At 55.5% G+C, this 18,110-nt stretch carries 17 protein-coding genes and 4 pseudogenes; 7 read left to right on the top strand and 14 right to left on the bottom strand.

What is annotated here, in order from left to right; all coding sequences use genetic code 11:
* Positions 1-42 precede the first annotated feature (42 nt).
* Both DCO48_RS13520 and DCO48_RS13515 read left to right on the top strand, forming a co-directional pair.
* The gene (locus tag DCO48_RS13520) at positions 43-2,568 is read left to right on the top strand and encodes a TonB-dependent receptor (protein WP_116551110.1); all 2,526 of its coding nucleotides are present in this window, start codon (positions 43-45) and stop codon (positions 2,566-2,568) included.
* Between the two features lie 105 nt (positions 2,569-2,673).
* Positions 2,674-3,114, top strand: coding sequence for a hypothetical protein (locus DCO48_RS13515; protein WP_116551109.1), 441 nt, complete (start codon positions 2,674-2,676; stop codon positions 3,112-3,114).
* Positions 3,115-3,378: 264 nt separating this feature from the next.
* Here DCO48_RS13515 and DCO48_RS13510 read toward each other — a convergent pair whose 3' ends face one another.
* From DCO48_RS13510 to DCO48_RS22990, 10 genes and pseudogenes are all read right to left on the bottom strand, one after another.
* The gene (locus DCO48_RS13510; RefSeq protein ID WP_116551108.1) at positions 3,379-5,211 is read right to left on the bottom strand and encodes a long-chain-acyl-CoA synthetase; all 1,833 of its coding nucleotides are present in this window, start codon (positions 5,209-5,211) and stop codon (positions 3,379-3,381) included.
* Positions 5,212-5,347: 136 nt separating this feature from the next.
* The gene (locus tag DCO48_RS13505; RefSeq protein WP_010220480.1) at positions 5,348-6,010 is read right to left on the bottom strand and encodes an iron-containing redox enzyme family protein; all 663 of its coding nucleotides are present in this window, start codon (positions 6,008-6,010) and stop codon (positions 5,348-5,350) included.
* A gap of 69 nt (positions 6,011-6,079) precedes the next feature.
* Positions 6,080-6,478: an ester cyclase gene (locus DCO48_RS13500; protein ID WP_116551107.1), complete on the bottom strand. Its 399-nt coding sequence runs from the start codon at positions 6,476-6,478 to the stop codon at positions 6,080-6,082.
* A 38-nt stretch (positions 6,479-6,516) separates the two neighbouring features.
* Positions 6,517-7,293 (bottom strand): hypothetical protein, encoded by a 777-nt coding sequence (locus DCO48_RS13495; protein WP_256584070.1) that lies wholly within the window; start codon positions 7,291-7,293, stop codon positions 6,517-6,519.
* 189 nt (positions 7,294-7,482) lie between these two features.
* Complete coding sequence (locus tag DCO48_RS13490; protein WP_116551105.1) at positions 7,483-7,929, bottom strand: HIT family protein; 447 nt, start codon at positions 7,927-7,929, stop codon at positions 7,483-7,485.
* 291 nt (positions 7,930-8,220) lie between these two features.
* Positions 8,221-8,310, bottom strand: a pseudogene (locus DCO48_RS13485) (DoxX family membrane protein); the annotation flags it as partial.
* Positions 8,311-8,327: 17 nt separating this feature from the next.
* Positions 8,328-8,786 carry a DUF3429 domain-containing protein gene (locus DCO48_RS13480; protein ID WP_116551104.1) on the bottom strand — a complete coding sequence of 153 codons (459 nt, stop codon included), beginning with the start codon at positions 8,784-8,786 and terminating at the stop codon, positions 8,328-8,330.
* A gap of 352 nt (positions 8,787-9,138) precedes the next feature.
* Positions 9,139-9,699: a GTP cyclohydrolase I FolE gene (gene folE / locus DCO48_RS13475; protein WP_116551103.1), complete on the bottom strand. Its 561-nt coding sequence runs from the start codon at positions 9,697-9,699 to the stop codon at positions 9,139-9,141.
* Positions 9,684-10,097, bottom strand: coding sequence for a thiol-disulfide oxidoreductase DCC family protein (locus tag DCO48_RS13470; RefSeq protein ID WP_116551196.1), 414 nt, complete (start codon positions 10,095-10,097; stop codon positions 9,684-9,686). Before DCO48_RS13470 ends, folE begins: the two co-directional genes overlap by 16 nt.
* Positions 10,098-10,190: 93 nt before the next feature.
* A pseudogene (locus DCO48_RS22990) lies at positions 10,191-10,535 on the bottom strand (transposase); the annotation flags it as partial.
* A gap of 83 nt (positions 10,536-10,618) precedes the next feature.
* Here DCO48_RS22990 and DCO48_RS13460 point away from each other — a divergent pair.
* The 5 genes and pseudogenes from DCO48_RS13460 (at position 10,619) to DCO48_RS13440 (ending at position 14,484) form a co-directional block, all read left to right on the top strand.
* The gene (locus tag DCO48_RS13460) at positions 10,619-11,047 is read left to right on the top strand and encodes a hypothetical protein (protein ID WP_116551102.1); all 429 of its coding nucleotides are present in this window, start codon (positions 10,619-10,621) and stop codon (positions 11,045-11,047) included.
* Positions 11,048-11,227: 180 nt separating this feature from the next.
* Positions 11,228-11,770: a hypothetical protein gene (locus tag DCO48_RS13455; protein WP_116551101.1), complete on the top strand. Its 543-nt coding sequence runs from the start codon at positions 11,228-11,230 to the stop codon at positions 11,768-11,770.
* 203 nt (positions 11,771-11,973) lie between these two features.
* Positions 11,974-12,195 (top strand): annotated as a pseudogene (locus DCO48_RS13450) (CorA family divalent cation transporter); the annotation flags it as partial.
* 262 nt (positions 12,196-12,457) lie between these two features.
* Positions 12,458-12,736 (top strand): annotated as a pseudogene (locus DCO48_RS22840) (hypothetical protein); the annotation flags it as partial.
* A 1,190-nt stretch (positions 12,737-13,926) separates the two neighbouring features.
* On the top strand, positions 13,927-14,484 hold the full coding sequence (locus tag DCO48_RS13440) for a tyrosine-type recombinase/integrase (RefSeq protein ID WP_371919507.1): 558 nt from the start codon (positions 13,927-13,929) through the stop codon (positions 14,482-14,484).
* Positions 14,485-14,971: 487 nt separating this feature from the next.
* On the opposite strand, the gene DCO48_RS13435 is transcribed toward DCO48_RS13440, so the two are convergent.
* From DCO48_RS13435 to DCO48_RS13425, 4 genes are all read right to left on the bottom strand, one after another.
* Complete coding sequence (locus DCO48_RS13435) at positions 14,972-15,832, bottom strand: hypothetical protein (RefSeq protein ID WP_256584069.1); 861 nt, start codon at positions 15,830-15,832, stop codon at positions 14,972-14,974.
* 127 nt (positions 15,833-15,959) lie between these two features.
* Positions 15,960-16,718, bottom strand: a complete 759-nt coding sequence (locus DCO48_RS13430) for a hypothetical protein (RefSeq protein WP_116551099.1) — start codon at positions 16,716-16,718, stop codon at positions 15,960-15,962.
* Positions 16,719-16,722: 4 nt separating this feature from the next.
* Positions 16,723-16,908: a hypothetical protein gene (locus DCO48_RS22610; RefSeq protein ID WP_133247610.1), complete on the bottom strand. Its 186-nt coding sequence runs from the start codon at positions 16,906-16,908 to the stop codon at positions 16,723-16,725.
* 231 nt (positions 16,909-17,139) lie between these two features.
* Positions 17,140-17,919 carry a hypothetical protein gene (locus tag DCO48_RS13425; RefSeq protein ID WP_256584068.1) on the bottom strand — a complete coding sequence of 260 codons (780 nt, stop codon included), beginning with the start codon at positions 17,917-17,919 and terminating at the stop codon, positions 17,140-17,142.
* Positions 17,920-18,110: the final 191 nt, after the last annotated feature.

Raw genomic sequence — 18,110 nt, 5'->3', positions numbered from 1 at the left:
CTCTCCTGCAAACCGCCCAAACAGGCATTTGAAGGAGCTGTCATGCCTAGAACGACAATCTGCCCATTCCCGCGACGCAAGCACCTCACGCCCCTGCTGCTTGGCGGCGCCATCGCGCTGCATACCGCGCTACTGGCCCCACTGTTGTCGCCGGACGCCAAGGCCCATGCCGAGCAGGCCAGCCGTGTCTACGACATCCCTCCAGGGCCCCTGGTAAGCACCTTGAACCGCTTCGCCCAGGAGGCCGGCGTGCTCCTGTCGTACGATGCGGCGCTGACCCAGGGGCGGCAGAGCCGCGGCTTGCAGGGTCGCTTCAGCATCGAGCAGGGTTTCTCCATGCTGCTGGCGGATAGCGGGCTGCAGGTTTTGCAGGTAGGCAACAACTGGGTGCTTGCGCCCCAACTCGAGGCCGGTACGGCGCTGCAACTGGGCGCAACCAGCATTAGCGGGGAAAGCCTGGGGCTGACGACAGAGGGCAGCGGCTCATACACCACCGGCGCTACTGCCGCCGCCACGCGCCTGGACCTAAGCCTGCGCAAGACCCCGCAGTCGATCAGCGTGGTCACCCGCCAGCAGATGGACGACCAGAACCTGCAAAGTGTTGCCGAAGTCCTGAAGCAAACACCTGGGATCACCGTCAACCAGGAAAGCTCCGAGGCCTTCACGTTCTATTCGCGTGGTTTCAAACTGGAAAACTATCAGTTCGATGGCGTCCCCAGCCTGTCCTCCGACGGCGGTTCACTACGCGACAACTACAGCATCGGCAACAGCCTGATCTACGACCGGGTCGAAGTGCTCAAGGGCGCGACCGGGCTGGTCAATGGCTCCGGCAATCCTTCGGGGGTCATCAACCTGGTGCGCAAACGACCGACCAGCGAGCTGCAAGGCCACATCGGTGCCGGCGCAGGCTCCTGGGACAAGTACCAAGCCGACCTCGACCTTGCCGGCCCGTTGACCGACAGCGGCAACATCCGCGGCCGAATGGTCGCTGGCAGCCAATCCCAGCACAGTTACATCGACTACCTTACCGCTGAGCAAAACACGGTCTACGGTGTGCTGGAGGCCGACCTGAGCGAAAACACGCTGTTCACGGTTGGCTACGACGTGCAGAAAAACCATGACAACGGCAGTACCACTGGCGCCTTGCCCGCGTTCTTCCTCGACGGCCGTACCGTCAAGTTCGACCGTGACAGCAACGCTGCAGATCGCTGGACCTGGCGCAACCAGGAAACCCAGCGGGCCTTCGTGGAGCTGGCACACAACTTCGACAACGACTGGGTCATCAAGGGTGTGCTCAGCAGCCGTGACTACCGCTCGCGCGAGTTGATCTCGGGGATCAGTAGCGAGGCGATCCAGGCCGATGGCAGCATTTCCCATGGTTTCATCGGCGGTAACATCAACCCAGCCAGCGGCAGCCTGAACACCAACGGCACCGCGAGCAAGTTCAACACCACCAGCAAGGAAAAAGGCCTGGACCTGTATGCCCGCGGCCCGTTTGCCCTGGGTGGGCGCCTCCACGAGGCGGTGTTCGGCTACAGCATCGCCCACACCGAATCCACCTCCAGTCGCGAGGATGGCGTGACCAATGGCGTCATCGGCGATGTGTTCCACTGGGACGGCTATGGCGATAGACCGAGCAACTTCGAATGGTGGTCGACCTTCGATATCGAGGCACGGCAGAAGGTCGGCTTCGCAGCCACCATTCTCAAGCCGACCGATGCCCTGGCCGTGATCCTTGGAGCACGGGTCGTCGACTACAAATGGGACATCGACACCATCAACGCCATCGGTCGCCGCCTTCCGGCCAGCGCCACCAACTCCAGCGAAATAGTGCCCTATGCCGGCATCACCTACGACCTGGACGTCAACCACACGGTCTATGCCAGCTACACCGATATCTTCAAGCCGCAGGCCTATAGCCTCGGCGCGGACGGCAAGCCTATCGACCCGCTCACCGGTCAAAGCGTTGAACTCGGCATCAAGGGTGCCTACTTCGACAATCGTCTGAATACCAGCATGGCTCTGTTCGAACTCAAGCAGGACAACTTCGCCGTGCTCACCGGCGGTAGCACACCGAGTGGAGGCAGCGCGTATCGGGCAGCACAGGGCGTCACAACCCGCGGCGTCGAGCTGGAAGTGAACGGCGAACTGCTGAAAAACCTGCAAGTAATGGCAGGCTACACCTTTGCCGAGTCCCATGACGCCGAAGGCCAACGCGTGGCGACCAACCAGCCGCAACACCTGCTCAAGCTGGCAACCAACTACCGCATGCAGGGCGATTGGCACAAACTCACCGTGGGCGGTAATGCCTACTGGCAGAGCTCGACGTTCTTCAAGCCCAGTGATGAAGACTGGTACGAGATCAACGACCCAAGTGCCAAATTCGAGCAGAAGTCCTACGCGCTGGTGGGGCTGGTCGGCGGCTATGACTTCACCCGCGAGCTGAAAGCCAGCCTCAGCATCAACAACCTGTTCGACAAGCATTACTACAGCGGTATCGGCAACTACGGCACGGTGTTCTGGGGGGCGCCGCGCAACCTCACGTTCAATGTGAAGTACAGTTTCTAACGACCCGGCAGCACAGCGAAGCCCCTGCGCGCACAAGGGCAATAGAAAAGCCGTTAAGATTATCAACGTTATTCCGACAGTGCTGACATCTAACAGGAGAGTTCCATGAGCAGGAAGGCCGCTGTCTTCACGTTACTAAGTTGCATTGCTTCGGCTTCGGCATTTGGCGAGCCCAGCTGTCCGTTCCCGGAGGGGATGCAGGCATCTATCAGCGCATCCAAGCAAGTTGTTGAGGCTCGGCAGGCGGGTATCACTAAGGACGATCTGCTCACCCAGATTTCCCCAGGGCTCAATGGGCAGATGTCACAACTGCTGAAGAGTATCGTCGACGAGGTCTATGACCATCCGCTGTTACGGCCCGAGGTGTATGCCGCCTACCGATTCGAGCATTGTTTCGTTTCTCAACAGCATGCCGAGCAAGTCGCGGCCTTGAAGTTTGCCGATGCCTATCCGCTGCTGAAGCAATGCGAACTGATCGATCCCGAAGGGGCTCGACCTCCTTGTGCCATGCGTGTGGTGCACACGGTGACCGGCATTCCCGAGTAAGCAGTCCGGACCGTACTGAAAGCAGAAGAAAAATCCAGAGACCTTGTCGTTATGGGGACAATCTTCGACCGGTACGAGAGGAACATTATTCGGAATCGTCATGCTCTGCGCCGCAAGTGCCAGAGCACCTAGCGCTGCAATCAAGCGGTCGTGGGGATGTATCCCTAATGGCGGGGATACCAGGAAGCGTAAGGCTGCTCCGCTTGAATGAGCAGCCTTACGCATTTGTTCGGCGTTGTGGTTTGACGCCCGCGCAGTTGCCCTTCAGTAGCGGAACTTGCCGCCATGAATATCCTGCAGCACCTGCTCAGTCACGCGCACGTAGGTTTCGGTGCCCGGTAGCCAAGCGTAGACCGGATCTTCGCCGGTTTGGCTGGGGTCGAAGGCTTCGGCTCTGAGCTTGGTTTTCTGGTATTTGAACGTGCCGGTGGTTTCCATGCAGGTCCTGATGCGCAGGAACATCGGCACCGCGTAGTGGGGCATCTGGCTTTTGACGAAGCGCAGCAGGTCGCAGAAATCCAGTTGCTCCAACGGAGCCGATGGGGTGATGGCCGCCATCCCGGCGCGACCGTTGGTGTTCTTGATTTCCACACCGTAGGCCACGGCCTCGGCGATGTGGGGGTGTTGCACCATGATGTTTTCGACTTCGGTGGTGGAGACGTTTTCGCCTTTCCAGCGGAAGGTGTCCCCTAGGCGGTCGACGAATTGGGCGTGGCCAAAGCCGATATCGCGAATCAGGTCGCCGCTGTTGAAGTAACGGTCGCCCTTTTCGAACACGTCGTACAGCACCACCTTTTTGCTCTTCTCCGGGTCGGTGTAACCGTCGAATGGGGCATCGTCGTCGATCTTGGCCAGCAACAAGCCTTGACCACCCTTGCCGACTTTCTGCATGAAACCGTTCGCGCTGCGCCGCGGCTCGCCGGTGTCGTGTTCGTACTCCACCAGCGACCAGGCGTTGATCGCAAAGCCAATGGTGTTTTCGAAGTTGAGGATGTTGGTAAAGCCGATGTTGCCGTCACTGGCGGCATAAAACTCGCAGACCCGTTCGATGTTGAAACGTCTCTTGAAGTCGATCCACACGCCCGGGCGCAGACCGTTGCCAATCATTTTCAGCACCGGGTTGTCGCCATCGTTGCCAGCGGGAGGCTGGTCGATCAGGTAGCGACACAACTCACCAACGTAGCAAATGGTGGTGGCCTTGAATTTGCGTGTGTCATTCCAGAACTGACTGGCGCTGAATTTGCGGCGGATGGCGAAACCCGAGGCGCCGGCCAATGCCGAGCCCCAGCTCACGCACAGCCCGGTGCCGTGATAGAGCGGCAAGGTGCAATAGACGATGTCATCGGGGCGCATATCCAGGGCGATCATGCCAAAGCTACCGTAGACTTTCATCCAGCGCCCGTGCTTGAACACCCCCGCCTTGGGTAACCCGGTAGTGCCGGAGGTGTAAATGTAGAAGCAGGCGTCGTCCAGGTAGACCTGCTGGGTGGTCAGCGGATTGACAGCGGCGTGCGCTTCGCTGGCACGGGTCAGGTTGATGTAACCCTCGGGCGCGACGCCCGCATCGCGAGTAGTGTCGGTGTCAGCCAGGAAGAACGTGCTCAGCTCATCGATGGCAACCTCATTACGCACCGCGTCAAAGGATGGCACCAACTCTTCGCCGACAATAATCGCTGCGGGATTGACCAGGCTCAAGCTATGGATCAGGACGTTGTTGGTCTGCGAGGTGTTGAGCATGGCGCAGATACCGCCGAGCTTGCTGACCGCCAGCACACTGACCAGCAATTCCGGGCGATTTTCAATAAATATGCCGACTACATCGCCTTTTTTCAGGCCGCGGGCAAGCAGGTAGTGGGCGAAACGGTTGGCCCACTGGTTGACCTGTTCATAACTGAAACGATTGTCCTTGTAGAGCAACGCCGGTCCTTGAGGGTTGCGCGCAACCGCCTGCTCGAAGGCCCACCCCAGGCCGCAGGGCTGATCGGCCTTGAGCTTGGAAGCTTTGATTCCCCTGACCAGCCGAGGAATGGCCCGGGCGATCAAGGGGATTTTGCGCAACATCATGCCCCAGGTAATCATGTCGCTATTGCTACTCATGTCACCTCCTAGTGAATTGACCGTGGCAGCCAGGCGGTTGGACAAGTGCCATGACCAGCCGAGCGTTTTTATGGTTGTGCACGCCATGTAAAAAGTCCTCGCGCAGCAGGGTGCGCGAGGACGCCTGTTGCAAGCCTCAGAACTCGTCGGCGACCGACTCGAGGATCTTGCCCATCAAGTAAACCGTGGTGCGTGCGACTTGCTTGACCGACTCTTTTTCTTCGTCGGTCACGACCCAGCGGTCGATGGCTGCGTTGACTTGCTCGGAGTGTTTCTCGTCGATGATCGCGTGGGCGACAAAGAAGGTAAGTTGTTGGTCGGTCAGCTTGAGATGGTTCTTGCAGACATCCATCAAAGGCTCGAGGTGCTCGTAGCAGTCCTCAGCCCAGAAGCTGTAGCCCAGCCGCGGAATGATGCCGCGGCACACAGAGACGAAATCCAGGTAGCCGTAGAACGCCTCTGTGGCCGGCAACATCGGCTTATCGAACTCGGACTTGTCGACGCCAATGGCGATCAGGTCGTTGTACGCCATGTTTTCATGACCCAACTCTTCCAGCGCATGCTTCATCGCAAAACGCAGCAGGCCGACCTTTTTATGGTCTTGGTTCCAGCACGCCACCGCCTGGTTGATCGCGTTGTTCTTGGTGTAGTGATACACCTGGACAATCGACTTGATGTAGAGGTCACGCTGCAACTCGGGGCGTTTCATCATCTGGAAAAAGCGGCCGGCCTTGATCTTTTCCCATTCGGCATCACAGATGGCTTTCAGCTCTTTGCGAAACGCGGTCACTTCAGTCATTTCACTCTCTTCCTTGACGGGTTGACAAATCATTCATGATACTGCTTACAACATCACGCATACACCGAATTACAAGCGCAGCAAGGACTTTATGATGTAGATGAACTTGGAGAAGAAGCCCAGGCCTTCGATAGTGTCCCAGTGTTCCATTAGCACACCGTTTTCCACACGATAGATATCGATCACCTTGTAATTTACCGTAAAGAACCTGTGTTTGGCCCAGTGCTTGGCATACAGGAAGACATAATCGCCTTCGGCGCACACCCGCTCAATGCTGGCACCCGACTCGGGGAATGTTTTGAAGAACTGCGTAAAGTAGGTCTTGAAGCCTTCGCGGCGCGGTGGAATAAATACGTTGTTGTGTTGTACATAATCGATGGCAATCAATGTATCGGCGACCGCCAGTTCCCGCTGGCCAAACATGCGCTCGTAAAACTCGATGACCACTTCTTTGTTCCTGGCTTCCATCTTGGATCAACCTCAATGTTGTCGTTGTTTTTGGATGCTCATCCCGCCAGTGACTGCCGCGTGGTACGGGCGGCCAAGGTGTAGCGAATCAAGTCGTCAATGTTCTGCAGGTCTGCCGGGCAGCTTTGCAGGCCAAAGAAGGGCGTGACCGACGGCATCAGATCGCCTTTGTACAGGGCGTAATAGTGGTCACCGCGGGCTTTGATCTGGAAGAAGATACCGTCCTGGTCAAAGACGAAGCTGTCGAACTTCGGCGCGAGCCGTGGTTTTACGTAGGTAATAAAAGTTTTGTAGCCGCCCTCCAGGGCGACCAGCGAGGCGCCGGTCATCGCCAACCCGTTGACAACGTTCTTGACCGGGGAATGCTTGTCGACAATAAGTCGCGAGAGTTCGACGCACTCATGCTCGTAATTGGGCCCGGAGAACCGCACCAGTTGTTCATGGCTGATGAACTCGCCCGACTCGTGAGGGAAAGGCGTAATACGCTGGGTACCGATGATTTCACCATCATAATAAAAGGCAAAGACGTAGGAGCGCGGGTCGTATTCATCCAGGCATACGGTGTCGTCGACCGCATTACCAAACAACGTCTTGTAGTAAATCTTTCGCTGCCCGTACAACCGACTGCGGGCACGAGACAGTTCGAGAAACTGCGCTGGCGTAACCACCTGCCTGACTTTTACCTTATCAGATTGGCACAAGCCTTGAAGTACTGAATCATAGAAACTGTAGATTGCCGAACCGGCTGAATCTTCCTTTACCAACTGCATATCTGCCGAAGGCAAGGCAGCCTTATTACTTGCGAGTGACGGCATGAGAATTCCCTTCTTATTGTGATCCGTAGTATTCAACTCAGCCCCGCGCACGACCTAAGTTCCCACAGTACAATACATAGCTTCGCCTCCTTGCGTAGATGCCTACACGTTGATGATTTGCTTATTGCGCACAGCAAGGCACGCATCCCTTTTATCGCGGGCGTGCCTTTAAATTAAAGCGACTTGCAGTTAAACCGGGGGCAGCGAGGTCAAGGCTCGACGGATCTGCTCTGCGCGCTCGCCCAGCACGTGGGCCGTAGCGAGTGGAAGGTCCGCATGCCCCAGGTTGAAACCATCACCAACAAAGCGGGCCAGTACATGCAGGTGGGCGTGGCCCACGGTCTGCCCGGCCACAGCGCCATCGCACAGCAGCAGGTTGATACCTTCGCAGGGGTGTTGATTGAGGCTTAAACCGCTTTCACGCAGGGCGGCCGCCACCCGTTGACCCACACGCATCATGTGGCCACAGGTTTGAGGAGGGATATCACCCAGGCCGCTTGCGTGGGCCTTGGGGATGACCAGAACATGGCCAGGAGTAATCGGCTGGATGGAGAGAAAGGCCAGGCACTGCTCGTCTTCGTAGACAACGGCAGCCGGTGATTCTTTCTTGGCAATTGCACAGAAAATGCAGTTCACGATTAGCTCCCTCTATTGTAGTAGGTGCAACCCCGGTGAAGGCATGAAGATCCGGGTTGCTACAGGCTGCATTCCATTGCAGTTGACCGCACAGCTTGAGGGTGAAATTACCCTTGGCATTTCAAACCTGTACACGGGAGTTTTGAAATTTTTTGTATCCTAATTCCAGAAAACACCTAATAGATTGATTTAAATGAGTTTTCCTCAGGTTACTTTTTGTATCTATCCTTTATCATCAGGCCGTGTCGGAACTGCCAGGGGCTCGACCTCGAAGCCTGGCTCATACGTGTCATCGATGACGGTTGTCATACCCAACAGTGCCAAATCCGACAGCCTAGTCAGCAGCCCAAGCACCAGCAATAGCGGGAACAAGTGCTCGGCGCCCCTTATAGGCACGTTTAAAAATCAATCAATACTGCAAATGCGCTGAGCAGCAAGCAGAGACTCGCCACAACCGTCAAGTGCCCTCGCATCGGCAGGTACCACCCAGGCAACTCTTGCACTAATTTTTGGTCCTGCCAAAGATGGACAGCAAAACCGCAAGTCAACATCAAACAACCCAATGGCACTGCCAGAAGTGTGCTGACCCAACCGATAAGCGCAGGTATAACGCTCCACATGAGTCGTTCTCGACGATGCTCGGCGAGCATGCCCTGTAACGCCATGGCGAACCCCCAGTGCAACGCGCCGATGAAACTCAATATTACAGCGCCGTAGTTAACCAACATAGTCGACCACAACGCTCGGAATTCAGCATAAAAAAGGATAAGCAGCGTCAAACCAATAAACGGTAGCAACCCGCCGTAACCAAGGACAGCAAAGCGGCTTGGCGAAAACTTGGTAGACACTGAGTTCATTTGAACACCCCTCTTCAAGCGGAACACAACATGTTTGGCATACCCCCCTCACCCGCGTGCGAGCACTACAAGGTGACCCCTGGATGTAAAACCCAAACACAAAGCTACTCGTCAACGCGGTAGGCAACTGCCCGAACAACAGTTACCGGGTGACTGAAATTTAAAATGACAGCAGTCACTTTTCTTGTGGCACATTCTCTGGCCAACCCTTCACGACAGTCATGTCCCGATAGGCTGCACAAAGCAAGCCCGCGCACGCCAGCCGTGCCTGTCACCAGGCACAGTACCTATCGCCAAAACGTAGGCGGCCCCATGGGGCCAGTGATCTAGACTGCTCTTTTCATACCGGGTGTCAGTTGTTTCGACCGATGAGTTGAAGAAATTCCTGTCGGGTCGTCGGTGAGTCGCGAAACTCGCCTAACATCACAGATGAAACCATCACGGAGTTCTGCTTCTCTACACCGCGCATCATCATGCACATATGCTTCGCTTCAATAACCACCGCAACCCCGGCGGCATCAGTAATATCCTGTATGGCACACGCAATTTGCCGGGTTAAGTTTTCCTGTATCTGCAAACGACGAGCGAACATGTCAACCACGCGTGCAACCTTCGATAAGCCGAGCACCCGTCCTGTCGGCAGGTATGCGACATGAGCTTTACCAATAAATGGCAACATATGATGTTCGCACAATGAATAAAGTTCAATATCACGGACGACAATCATTTCATCATTCTTAGACTCGAACAAGGCACCGTTTATTATCTCGTCAAGGTTCAAGGTATAACCGTTGCATAGGTGCTGCATCGCTTTTGCCGCACGCTGAGGCGTGTCTAAAAGCCCTTCGCGCTCCGGATTTTCACCAATGCCGATAAGAATTTCACGATAGTACTCAGCTAGCGATTGGTACATTTGGACTCCTCACCGCTGCAACGAAGACCGCCATCGGGATGTGGTAGCCACGCCAAGTGTGGCCTTATGCGGCAGAAAAGCCTGTAACAAATTGAAAACAGTGGGCGCAGAGGGCGCCAAGCCAGTGGCGCAACATACATTCCCACCCCAGCTGCACGCCAACTCCATAGGGTTGCATCCAAGCCTCTGACCCATTGTCCATTGGCGAACCGCCCATGCAAAGAAGACCTGAGTTGCTCAACCGTGACGCCCAATAATCCAGGGTCGAAATCAGCGTCACTGATGTCTACCAAAAGGAGCTTGGCCTCCATCGATCGCCTCCGCAGAAAAGCGATCTCTCTGGCGCACAATGGACAGGCACCATCAAAGTACAACGTCAAAGGCCATTCGCAATACATGTACAGCGCCTCGTTTTTGTACAGGTTTTTGTACAATTTAGCCGAGATCAGGAAATGCGCAATGCTCAGGTGGGCTTGAAGCACAAATTTCCGTCAGCGCGACTTGCTGGGCTGGGCGCAGCAGCGGTGAAATAATTTACCGAAGGATTTCATTAACTTGGCTTGATGATTGGCCTGTGGATTATCGTTGACGGCCTCGAAGGCCTCCAACGGCACATAGCGCCGTTGCAGGCACCATTCGTCGTTCTGCTCCAGCAGCATCGCTCCTACCAGCCGGGTGATTGCAGGATCGTCTGGAAAGGTCCCCACGACATCGGTGCGGCGTTTGATCTCGGCGTTGAGCCGCTCCAGTGGATTGGTGCTGCGCAACTGCTGTCGGTGCGTTTTGGGCAACGCCATGTGTGCCAATGCCTCATCCTCGCAGCCGTCCATGCACGCGCAAGGCAAATGCCGCCATATGCGATAGAATCGCCAGGCTTCCCAGGTGCGGGAAAACCGAGAAAATCAACAAGGGGTCAAGGATGTTCGCGCTTCGTAATCTGCTAGCTGCTGCCGTTATCGCAATGACAACTGGCTGCGCTACTGGACTTAACTCATCGCAAGAATCAGAGCTAGCAAAACATCGGGCCAATAACATGGCTATTCAGGAGAAGAGCCCAGGTGTCGCAGCTGGGTTGGGCATTCTGCCCGGCGGTGGCTCGTTCTACGGTCGCTCTTACGGCTACGGCGTGGTGAACCTGCTGCTCTGGCCTATTTCGATTCTGTGGGATCCAGTCAGCGGCTACAACGCTGCAGAGTCCATCAATTACCAGGCTACTCGGGCTCATGTAGCCAGTTTGAAGCGCCGGGATATGGACGCGCTCGATACCAGAATGGCAACCAAAGAGATCGACCTGGAGCGTTATACGCTCGAGAAGCGCAAGGTGGATGATAAGTACTCCAGTCTTTGAAGATCGAAACGGAAGCCCGCCTCGGCGGGCTTTTTCATACCCGTCAGAAAGACGCCACAATTTCAGGCTCTGGCTGCTCCAGCCCCCTCCCGCCCAGCACGAAGGCTACTTGATCACCCTGCAACGACATGAAAGCATCACTTTCCACTGATAGCCCCCGCCAAGGAACAGGTCCAGGTAATGAAGATATCCCTCGTCACAAGCGCCGCCATCGCCATCATCTTGAGTGCCTGGCTGCAACCCGCACAGGCTGCCTCGGATCTAATCGGCAAGCGCGTCCAGAACACCTATGACGTAACCCTGTATCTCGATCCCGAGAAAGGCTTGTCCTATGCGCTGAAAAATCCCAAGTTCCAGCGCTATCACATCAAACCTCGCAAGATGAAAATCAGCTATGCAATGAGCAGCGTCGAAGCGAGCCCCAAATCAACGTCCGCCGAGCCGGTAGTCATTGAAATGGGTGGCATGAGTGACCGCAGGCTGGCTGAAATGAAGCTGAGTGAGGAAGACCAATGCTACGAGGCGTTCACTGCAGTGCTGAGCCGCCTGGTTTTTTCAGCCGCCTCCGCCAAGAACCTGCAGGACGATCAGTATTTTCATCTCGCCGATGTAATTACCCTGGATGACAAAAAGGTACCCGGAGCGCCTGGTGTTATCACCTGTAAAATTCCAGATCACGGCTCGATCTACATGTACGCCAGGGCGCAGATCAGCACCAAGTAGCCTCCAGCCCGCCTAGCGCGGGCTTTTTTGTGAACATAAGAAAGGCGCCGCCTCTTCCACTTCCTCCCAATCGTTCGAAATCACCAGGTTATTACAACCCTCGACGCCCTGCTTCTCCCACCGTTCTCGCCTGCACCACCTTTATGCTCGCCAACTCGCTGGCCGGCACCATTTGAGGGTGGTCAAACAAATCGCACGAGCGATTCAGAGCACTTGCAAACAACAGCATGAATCGAGCCCTGCGCAAACTCACGCTGATCAATGTCGTGTTCCTCCCGCAGAACCTTATTGCCGGCATCGCTGGGATGTCGGAATTAAGCATGATGACGTCCAGCGTTTCTTGGTGGGTGTCACTCCCTGTTCTGCTGACATGCATGGGACTTCTTGGAGCGGTAATGGGCGTCGCATTGCGGCGTATGGCCTGACGAACTTGCAATTACCCAAAGGGCGTGGCCCTCAGGAGTAGGCGATGCAGTCCTCAGATATTGGTATGTTGACGCTGATTGTGATGCCGTGAGCGTTTGGCCGTTCGAACTGCCCACTACCACCTATACTGCCGAAGCCGTGTCGTCGAGGTGGATACAAGCCGCTTCGCCTAGCTTCGGCTTTGAGTGCGCTGTCGCATGCTCATAAAGCTTGTGCAGTAAGCCCAAGCATTCTCAAACGGAGAGAGAACGTCGCATGACTATGAACAAGTTTTTGTTGGGCGCCACCACTTTGCTGTTTACCACTGTGGCCAGTGCTGATATTCCGCAGCTCAACTACGACTGCCCGACCAATATCGCCGTGCATGCGGATAAGGGTGGGCCAGTGTTCATCAATGGCAAGGAGGCCAAACTAAAGAAATTCAACGACAACGCCTATGAAGCCAGGGGCTCTGGCGTGGCGATTTCCCTCACGCGCAATCCAGATGAGTCATGGGACGTATCCTATACCGGTAAAGGTGGGGCTAACGGGGTTTGCCAGCCAGCGACATCGGGCGCTGCGAGTGCCAGTAGCATCGGTGGCACATCTGCCACCAGCAAGGCGGAGAAGGCCTGCCTGGCCGAGGTGGCGAAGCAAACCGGTGTGGCCGCCAGCAAGCTTTTGGTGACCGACGTCATGACCGCCGAAGCAGGCATTGGCGTGACGATCAAAGTACCGGGCGCGGATGCTCCTTGGTCGTGTTTGTCCAGTGGCAGTGGCAAGATCCAAGGTGCGAGTTATACAGGGTCTGAAGGCAATCTCTGATGCAGCCAAACGCCCCCCGACCAATACCCCAAGTATTAGCAGCAGCCATTGCTTGCCTGAAAGGCCTACGGGCTTGCCGTTGTAGTAGGGGAAGTCGTCGTCGAGGTACTCCAGGCAGTTAAAGCGCTCATCCGCCCTGGGTTCGGCATTGCCTGCTGCCTGCTTGCAGTTATCCATAGGTGGCCTCCCTCTGACGTGAAGTACCAAAGGCATGGGAACTCCTCCACGCCGCAGTTCACCGTAGCAATGCTGGGCCGAGTCGCAAGGCATTTTCGTGCGGTGAGCAACGACACTGCTTCGCCGCCAGCCATGGAGCGTTGGTGGTTACATCGGCCACCAACGGCATGTACGATTGGGATGACGTGGAGTATATGCTCGGCGAGGCACGTCATTAAGTGCTGCGTATATGGGCAGTCACTCGCAGCCAAGCAAAGTATCGGGCATATGAAGAGCTGGCCGAGTACTTCAACGACTGCGCTCTATCGCTTGTCGTGCGCCGGCATAAAGGCGCTCACGAAAAAGACGCACGCAGGACCTACAAGCCAGCTGACACTCGTTCCTGGACTGACAATTGGCACGACGATAGTGACAGCGAACAGGCCTACTCCTGCCCACAGCCGCCGACGTGGTGTCAGCCATCCTCTAAAAGCCTCCAATTTTTTGCGCATTTCCATTTTCCCTGCTTAGTAAGCAGCGAAGCATATCACCCACTTCACTGCGACGTTGAGTGAACAGCTCGTTCACGCGGCGGCGTAAAATCAACCGCTGAACCTCCGGAGATCGGCGCTTGCGGCAGTGCGCGCAGTAGCAAGATCGGGGACTTCAAATACCGAGCACTACAGATCAACAGGCTCTTCAGAGCGAAGTTGCTCAATTAACGCGAACGCTCGTGTTACGCGAAAGCGGTGGGAGAGCTGAAGGACGCCATGGACTTGGCGTATTTGACGGGCCAGCGTCCGACGGACGTGCTGGTGATGAGAAAGGATGACATCGAAGGCAATGCCCTCGGCGTGAAACAGAAGAAGACCCACAAAAAGCTGCGGATTCTGCTTGAGGTGGACGGGGTGGAAAGTGGGCTGGGCATCCTGATCAGGAAGATTCTGGAGCGAAACTCGCCCCATGGATCGCCATACCTACTATTGACCGATTCAGGCAAACGGGTCTCGGCCGCCATGCTACGTCATCGGTGGGATGACGCCAGGGAAGAAGCAGTGAAGGAGGCAGTCGCCGCCGGTGACCAAGTGCTGGCAGGCCGCATCAGCCAGCTCCAGTTCCGAGACATTCACCCGAAGGCAGCGTACGAGACCACCGATGTCGACCATGCAAGCCTGCTGCTCGGCCATACCAAGGGCGACATTACGGAGCGGGTTTATCGCCGAGTTGGAGCTCTGGCGAAACCCACCAAACAGCGAAAGTTTCGGAAGCGCTTCCAAAATAAACCATTCCCAAGGGGGTTCCCATGGGTAGTTTTCCTATGCCCCTGAAACGCAAAAAGCCCTGAATAATCAGGGCTTTGAATATGGCGGAAGCGTAGAGATTCGAACCCTTATCCTAGGTACCCCCTACATTCTAGGGAAAAGCTTACCTAGCCAGATCTCTCTATCAACCCACCCAGCCCAGCAATAACGGGCCCATCGCTTCCCTGTCCATCCAGCGGCTAAGAATGCACCCGACTGCATGCTAAAAATTTCGATAAAAAACATATACTTGCTGTTGTCTGACGCTGCCCGCTATCTAGCTTGTGCTAAATACCCCAGCTAACTCACCCTGAGTAATCCGAACGCAGCCACCCACCTAACAAGGTGAGATGAGGACACACCTACGAAAACTAAGCTTTAGCTTAGATTTTGCAGACAATAGGGTGGAGAGCCCGAAAAACGAAGGTATAGCTTAGTTTTTTGCCAGCGGTTCGTGTCGGGGTGGCCACAGCCAATGACAGAAGCCGCACGCGCCCTCTCGGTCTTTCTCGGCTTAAACGTCAACGCCCCACGCTCGAACCTGAGCTTTCAAACCCTCGCGGTGCACCTTGTTTTCAGCATGTCCCAAATAATTCGTACCGACCAATTGGTTGAATTCTGGACGTATGCCTGGCGTGATCGATGGCCGCCCCTGCTTGAGCCCGAGGTGGATTTCAATGGTGCGGTACGCCAAGTCAGCACTGTCTTGCCAGTCTTTGTCCTTAGGGAAAAGATCGGGCACATCTGCAAATGGCTCAAGAATGACCTTCTTCAGCGCGTGCACCGTCATACGCTGGTGCATTTTCCCCAAGTGGCGGTAGAAAAACGAGGTTACGCCGACACCGCAGATCTGCACACGCTCATTGGGCGATGGGTAGGTCGGAGTCAACCCCGCAGGAACGAAAACGCGTTCGTAAACCTGGCGCAACGCCTCGCCATAGGCCGGCAGCAGAGCATCCGCTCCTTCAGCATCAAAGGCTGGAGTGCGCAGCCGATTGATAATGGGGCGCAGGTTCGGGCATCTTGCTACTGCAGTAAACAAAAGCCTGGTGCCAAACAAGTCAGCCCACATTTCGATGGCTTTGCTGTCCAGGTCATCGGTGTCCAGGTGCTTTGTATGGGCATTTGCCCAATGCGCCAATTCATGGCCGGCAATGATCAAGCAGTAGAACAAGTCCGTGTGGCTGCTCACTACGCTATCTGCAAAGCGGTAGGAAAATCTCAGGGTCGGATGACCCGCAACCGGCAGGATCATAGCGAGCGGTGATGGATCGCCATCGAAGTCACATCGCACATCGGGCTGGTAGCTGGCGTGGTGCATCCACTTGAAGTCCGCGATGAATGCTTCGACGACATCCTTATAAGTGATCGACACCAGGCACCTCCACATTTTTGGAGGCCAATCATCGCTTGAACGCTCGTCTAGCGCCACCTAAGCGCTGACCATCTTCGCCTCGAATGAGCCTGGCCAAACCTCCAGGAAAGACTGCGTAACCTTGAGTTCATCGAATCGCAGGATCTCGATTATATTTTTGCCCATCGAAACTGAACACGTCATGAGGCCTGATACGGTCACCGGTGTCACAAAGCGTCGTGTAGAACGCGTCGACCGGATCCAGCAACCGGAGGTCTTCCTCGCCATTGATATCTTCTCGAATCACCTCAATGTCGTAGAAGCCATCCAAGCGCGGGATGCTGTGCAAGGTGCTATCCCAGCCCTTGTCGTCCAAACTCTGAAAAACAATCAGTTCGAGCACCTTTTGGAATCTGTCACCCATTAGGACGTGCAGTGACTTGCGACCGACTGACAGACCTTGGTTCGTGCTGCCATCCTGCTGAATCACACCAAACTTTGCTCTTGAGACAGGAATAATCGAAATTTCAGGCGGTTCACCCCATCCGCCCCCTTGGAATACGCCGATGTCTTCGTTGACGAGTGACCAGCCTGCGTTTTTCTTGTGGTACTCGAAAAAGCTGATATACGGGGCACAGGCATGGTATTCGTGGCCGACCGTTTTCGTACTGTAGGCTAGGACAATGCCGTCTTTGTCGGGGTAATGGAGATTGTACTCACCCGCGAAGTAATGCCCGTAAGGTTTATCTAAGTCGGGTACGAGCGATCCCCAGTCGGCCTCATTGAGGAGTCTTTCGGCCATCTGCTGGGCCGCCAGCACATTCCACTTTCCCGGGATATCCGCCACCTCCGTAGGCGCAGGAGCTAGGGCATGGTAGTGATTAGTCAATGTTACTTGGCTGTGCATCGCATTAACCAAGGTGCTGTTTTCGCCTGCGGTTTGATTTACTGCCGGGTTTGACGTGTTCGCTGAGGATGAGTTTTTTTCCCCTCCATGTACGTTTCACAAGAAATACGATAAAGCTGCCAACAGCTGTAGCGATTGTGGCGGCGGCTGCCAGGTTCTCCACATTAAAAATATCCATATCACTAGACATGACTGATCCGTAAAAAAGAGTTCACCAACGTTACCACTAAAGTTGCGGCGGCCTGATTGATTGAGGCGCGTAGGATGCTCTAGCCCGCCAGGTCAAATCAATCGCTCGTCGACGTCGCGGGATGAGCTGATGCCATATGCGGGTAGCCGGGATAGGCACAAGATCACCCCGAGGCGGCGCGCCAATCAAGCCCTAGATGCTAGGTTTAACAAACGGGTGCACCCACCACTTTCACGTCGAATCGAGGTGGTGTATTTTTTCCAGGTCTCCTTCACGATGGGGGCCCACGTACAGCAAGAAAACGTAGTAACCCGACGGCAGCGCCACCGCCTGGTAGTAGATTCGAGGGCAATTCTGCGGGTTGGTATGATCCCCTTTCTTCAGGTGTATACAGGACGTTTCCTTATGCACCGATCTCCCGTCCAGATAGACATCAAGCTTGATGTTGTCACCACCAGACTGTGCCAGATCCAGCTTCCATTTCCAGAAGAAATCTTCCAAGGTGCCCCCAATCTGCCCTTTAAGCCCAATAAGCTCCACCAGCGCGTCAATACCGTCCCTGACGAACCGATAGCGCTGCTTGCTGACCAAGTCACACGAGGCCACGGCATTGGAGACCACAACTAGCTGCGGGCAGCTAGCGACGGCGTCAGCGATATAGGCCGACGGGTTGTCCGGCTTTTCTTCACCACCAATGGCATCAAGAAGCAACTGGGTGACGACATTTGCGCTTGGTTGATCGAGCCTTTGGCGCCGCTTGAGAAAAGGCCAGCCATCCTTTTCCTGCTCAAAACAGACGACGTTCGCCCCCATCTCAGACATCTCAACGAGGTCTTCAGCGACATTTTCAGGCACCAGTGCATACGGAAGCACAAAAATTCGCGCATCCTTGAAACCTTCGCCGATCGTTTCGCAGTACTGCCATAAGGCATGAATCGCGCAACTGGGATGCGGCAGAAGGACGTACTCCCCTTGATTTCCCCAGCCACAGGGAATGATGTGAGCCTTCATCTTCCGCTTGAGCAACCTGCTCTCTACGCGACTTTGCTGGGCCTGTCCCCTGGCAGCTGACGCCAAGAAGCTTGTTATCCAGCCTTCTGCCGCAAGCCTTTGGCATATTCGTTCGGAGAACGGTAGCCCAGCGCAGAGTGCAGTCGGCTGTCGTTGTAAAACCCATGGATGTAACTGGCGATCGATAGCTG

It is taken from the genome of Pseudomonas sp. SDI, assembly GCF_003105155.1.
Lineage (GTDB): Bacteria > Pseudomonadota > Gammaproteobacteria > Pseudomonadales > Pseudomonadaceae > Aquipseudomonas.
This window is presented reverse-complemented; position numbering and strand designations above follow the sequence as displayed.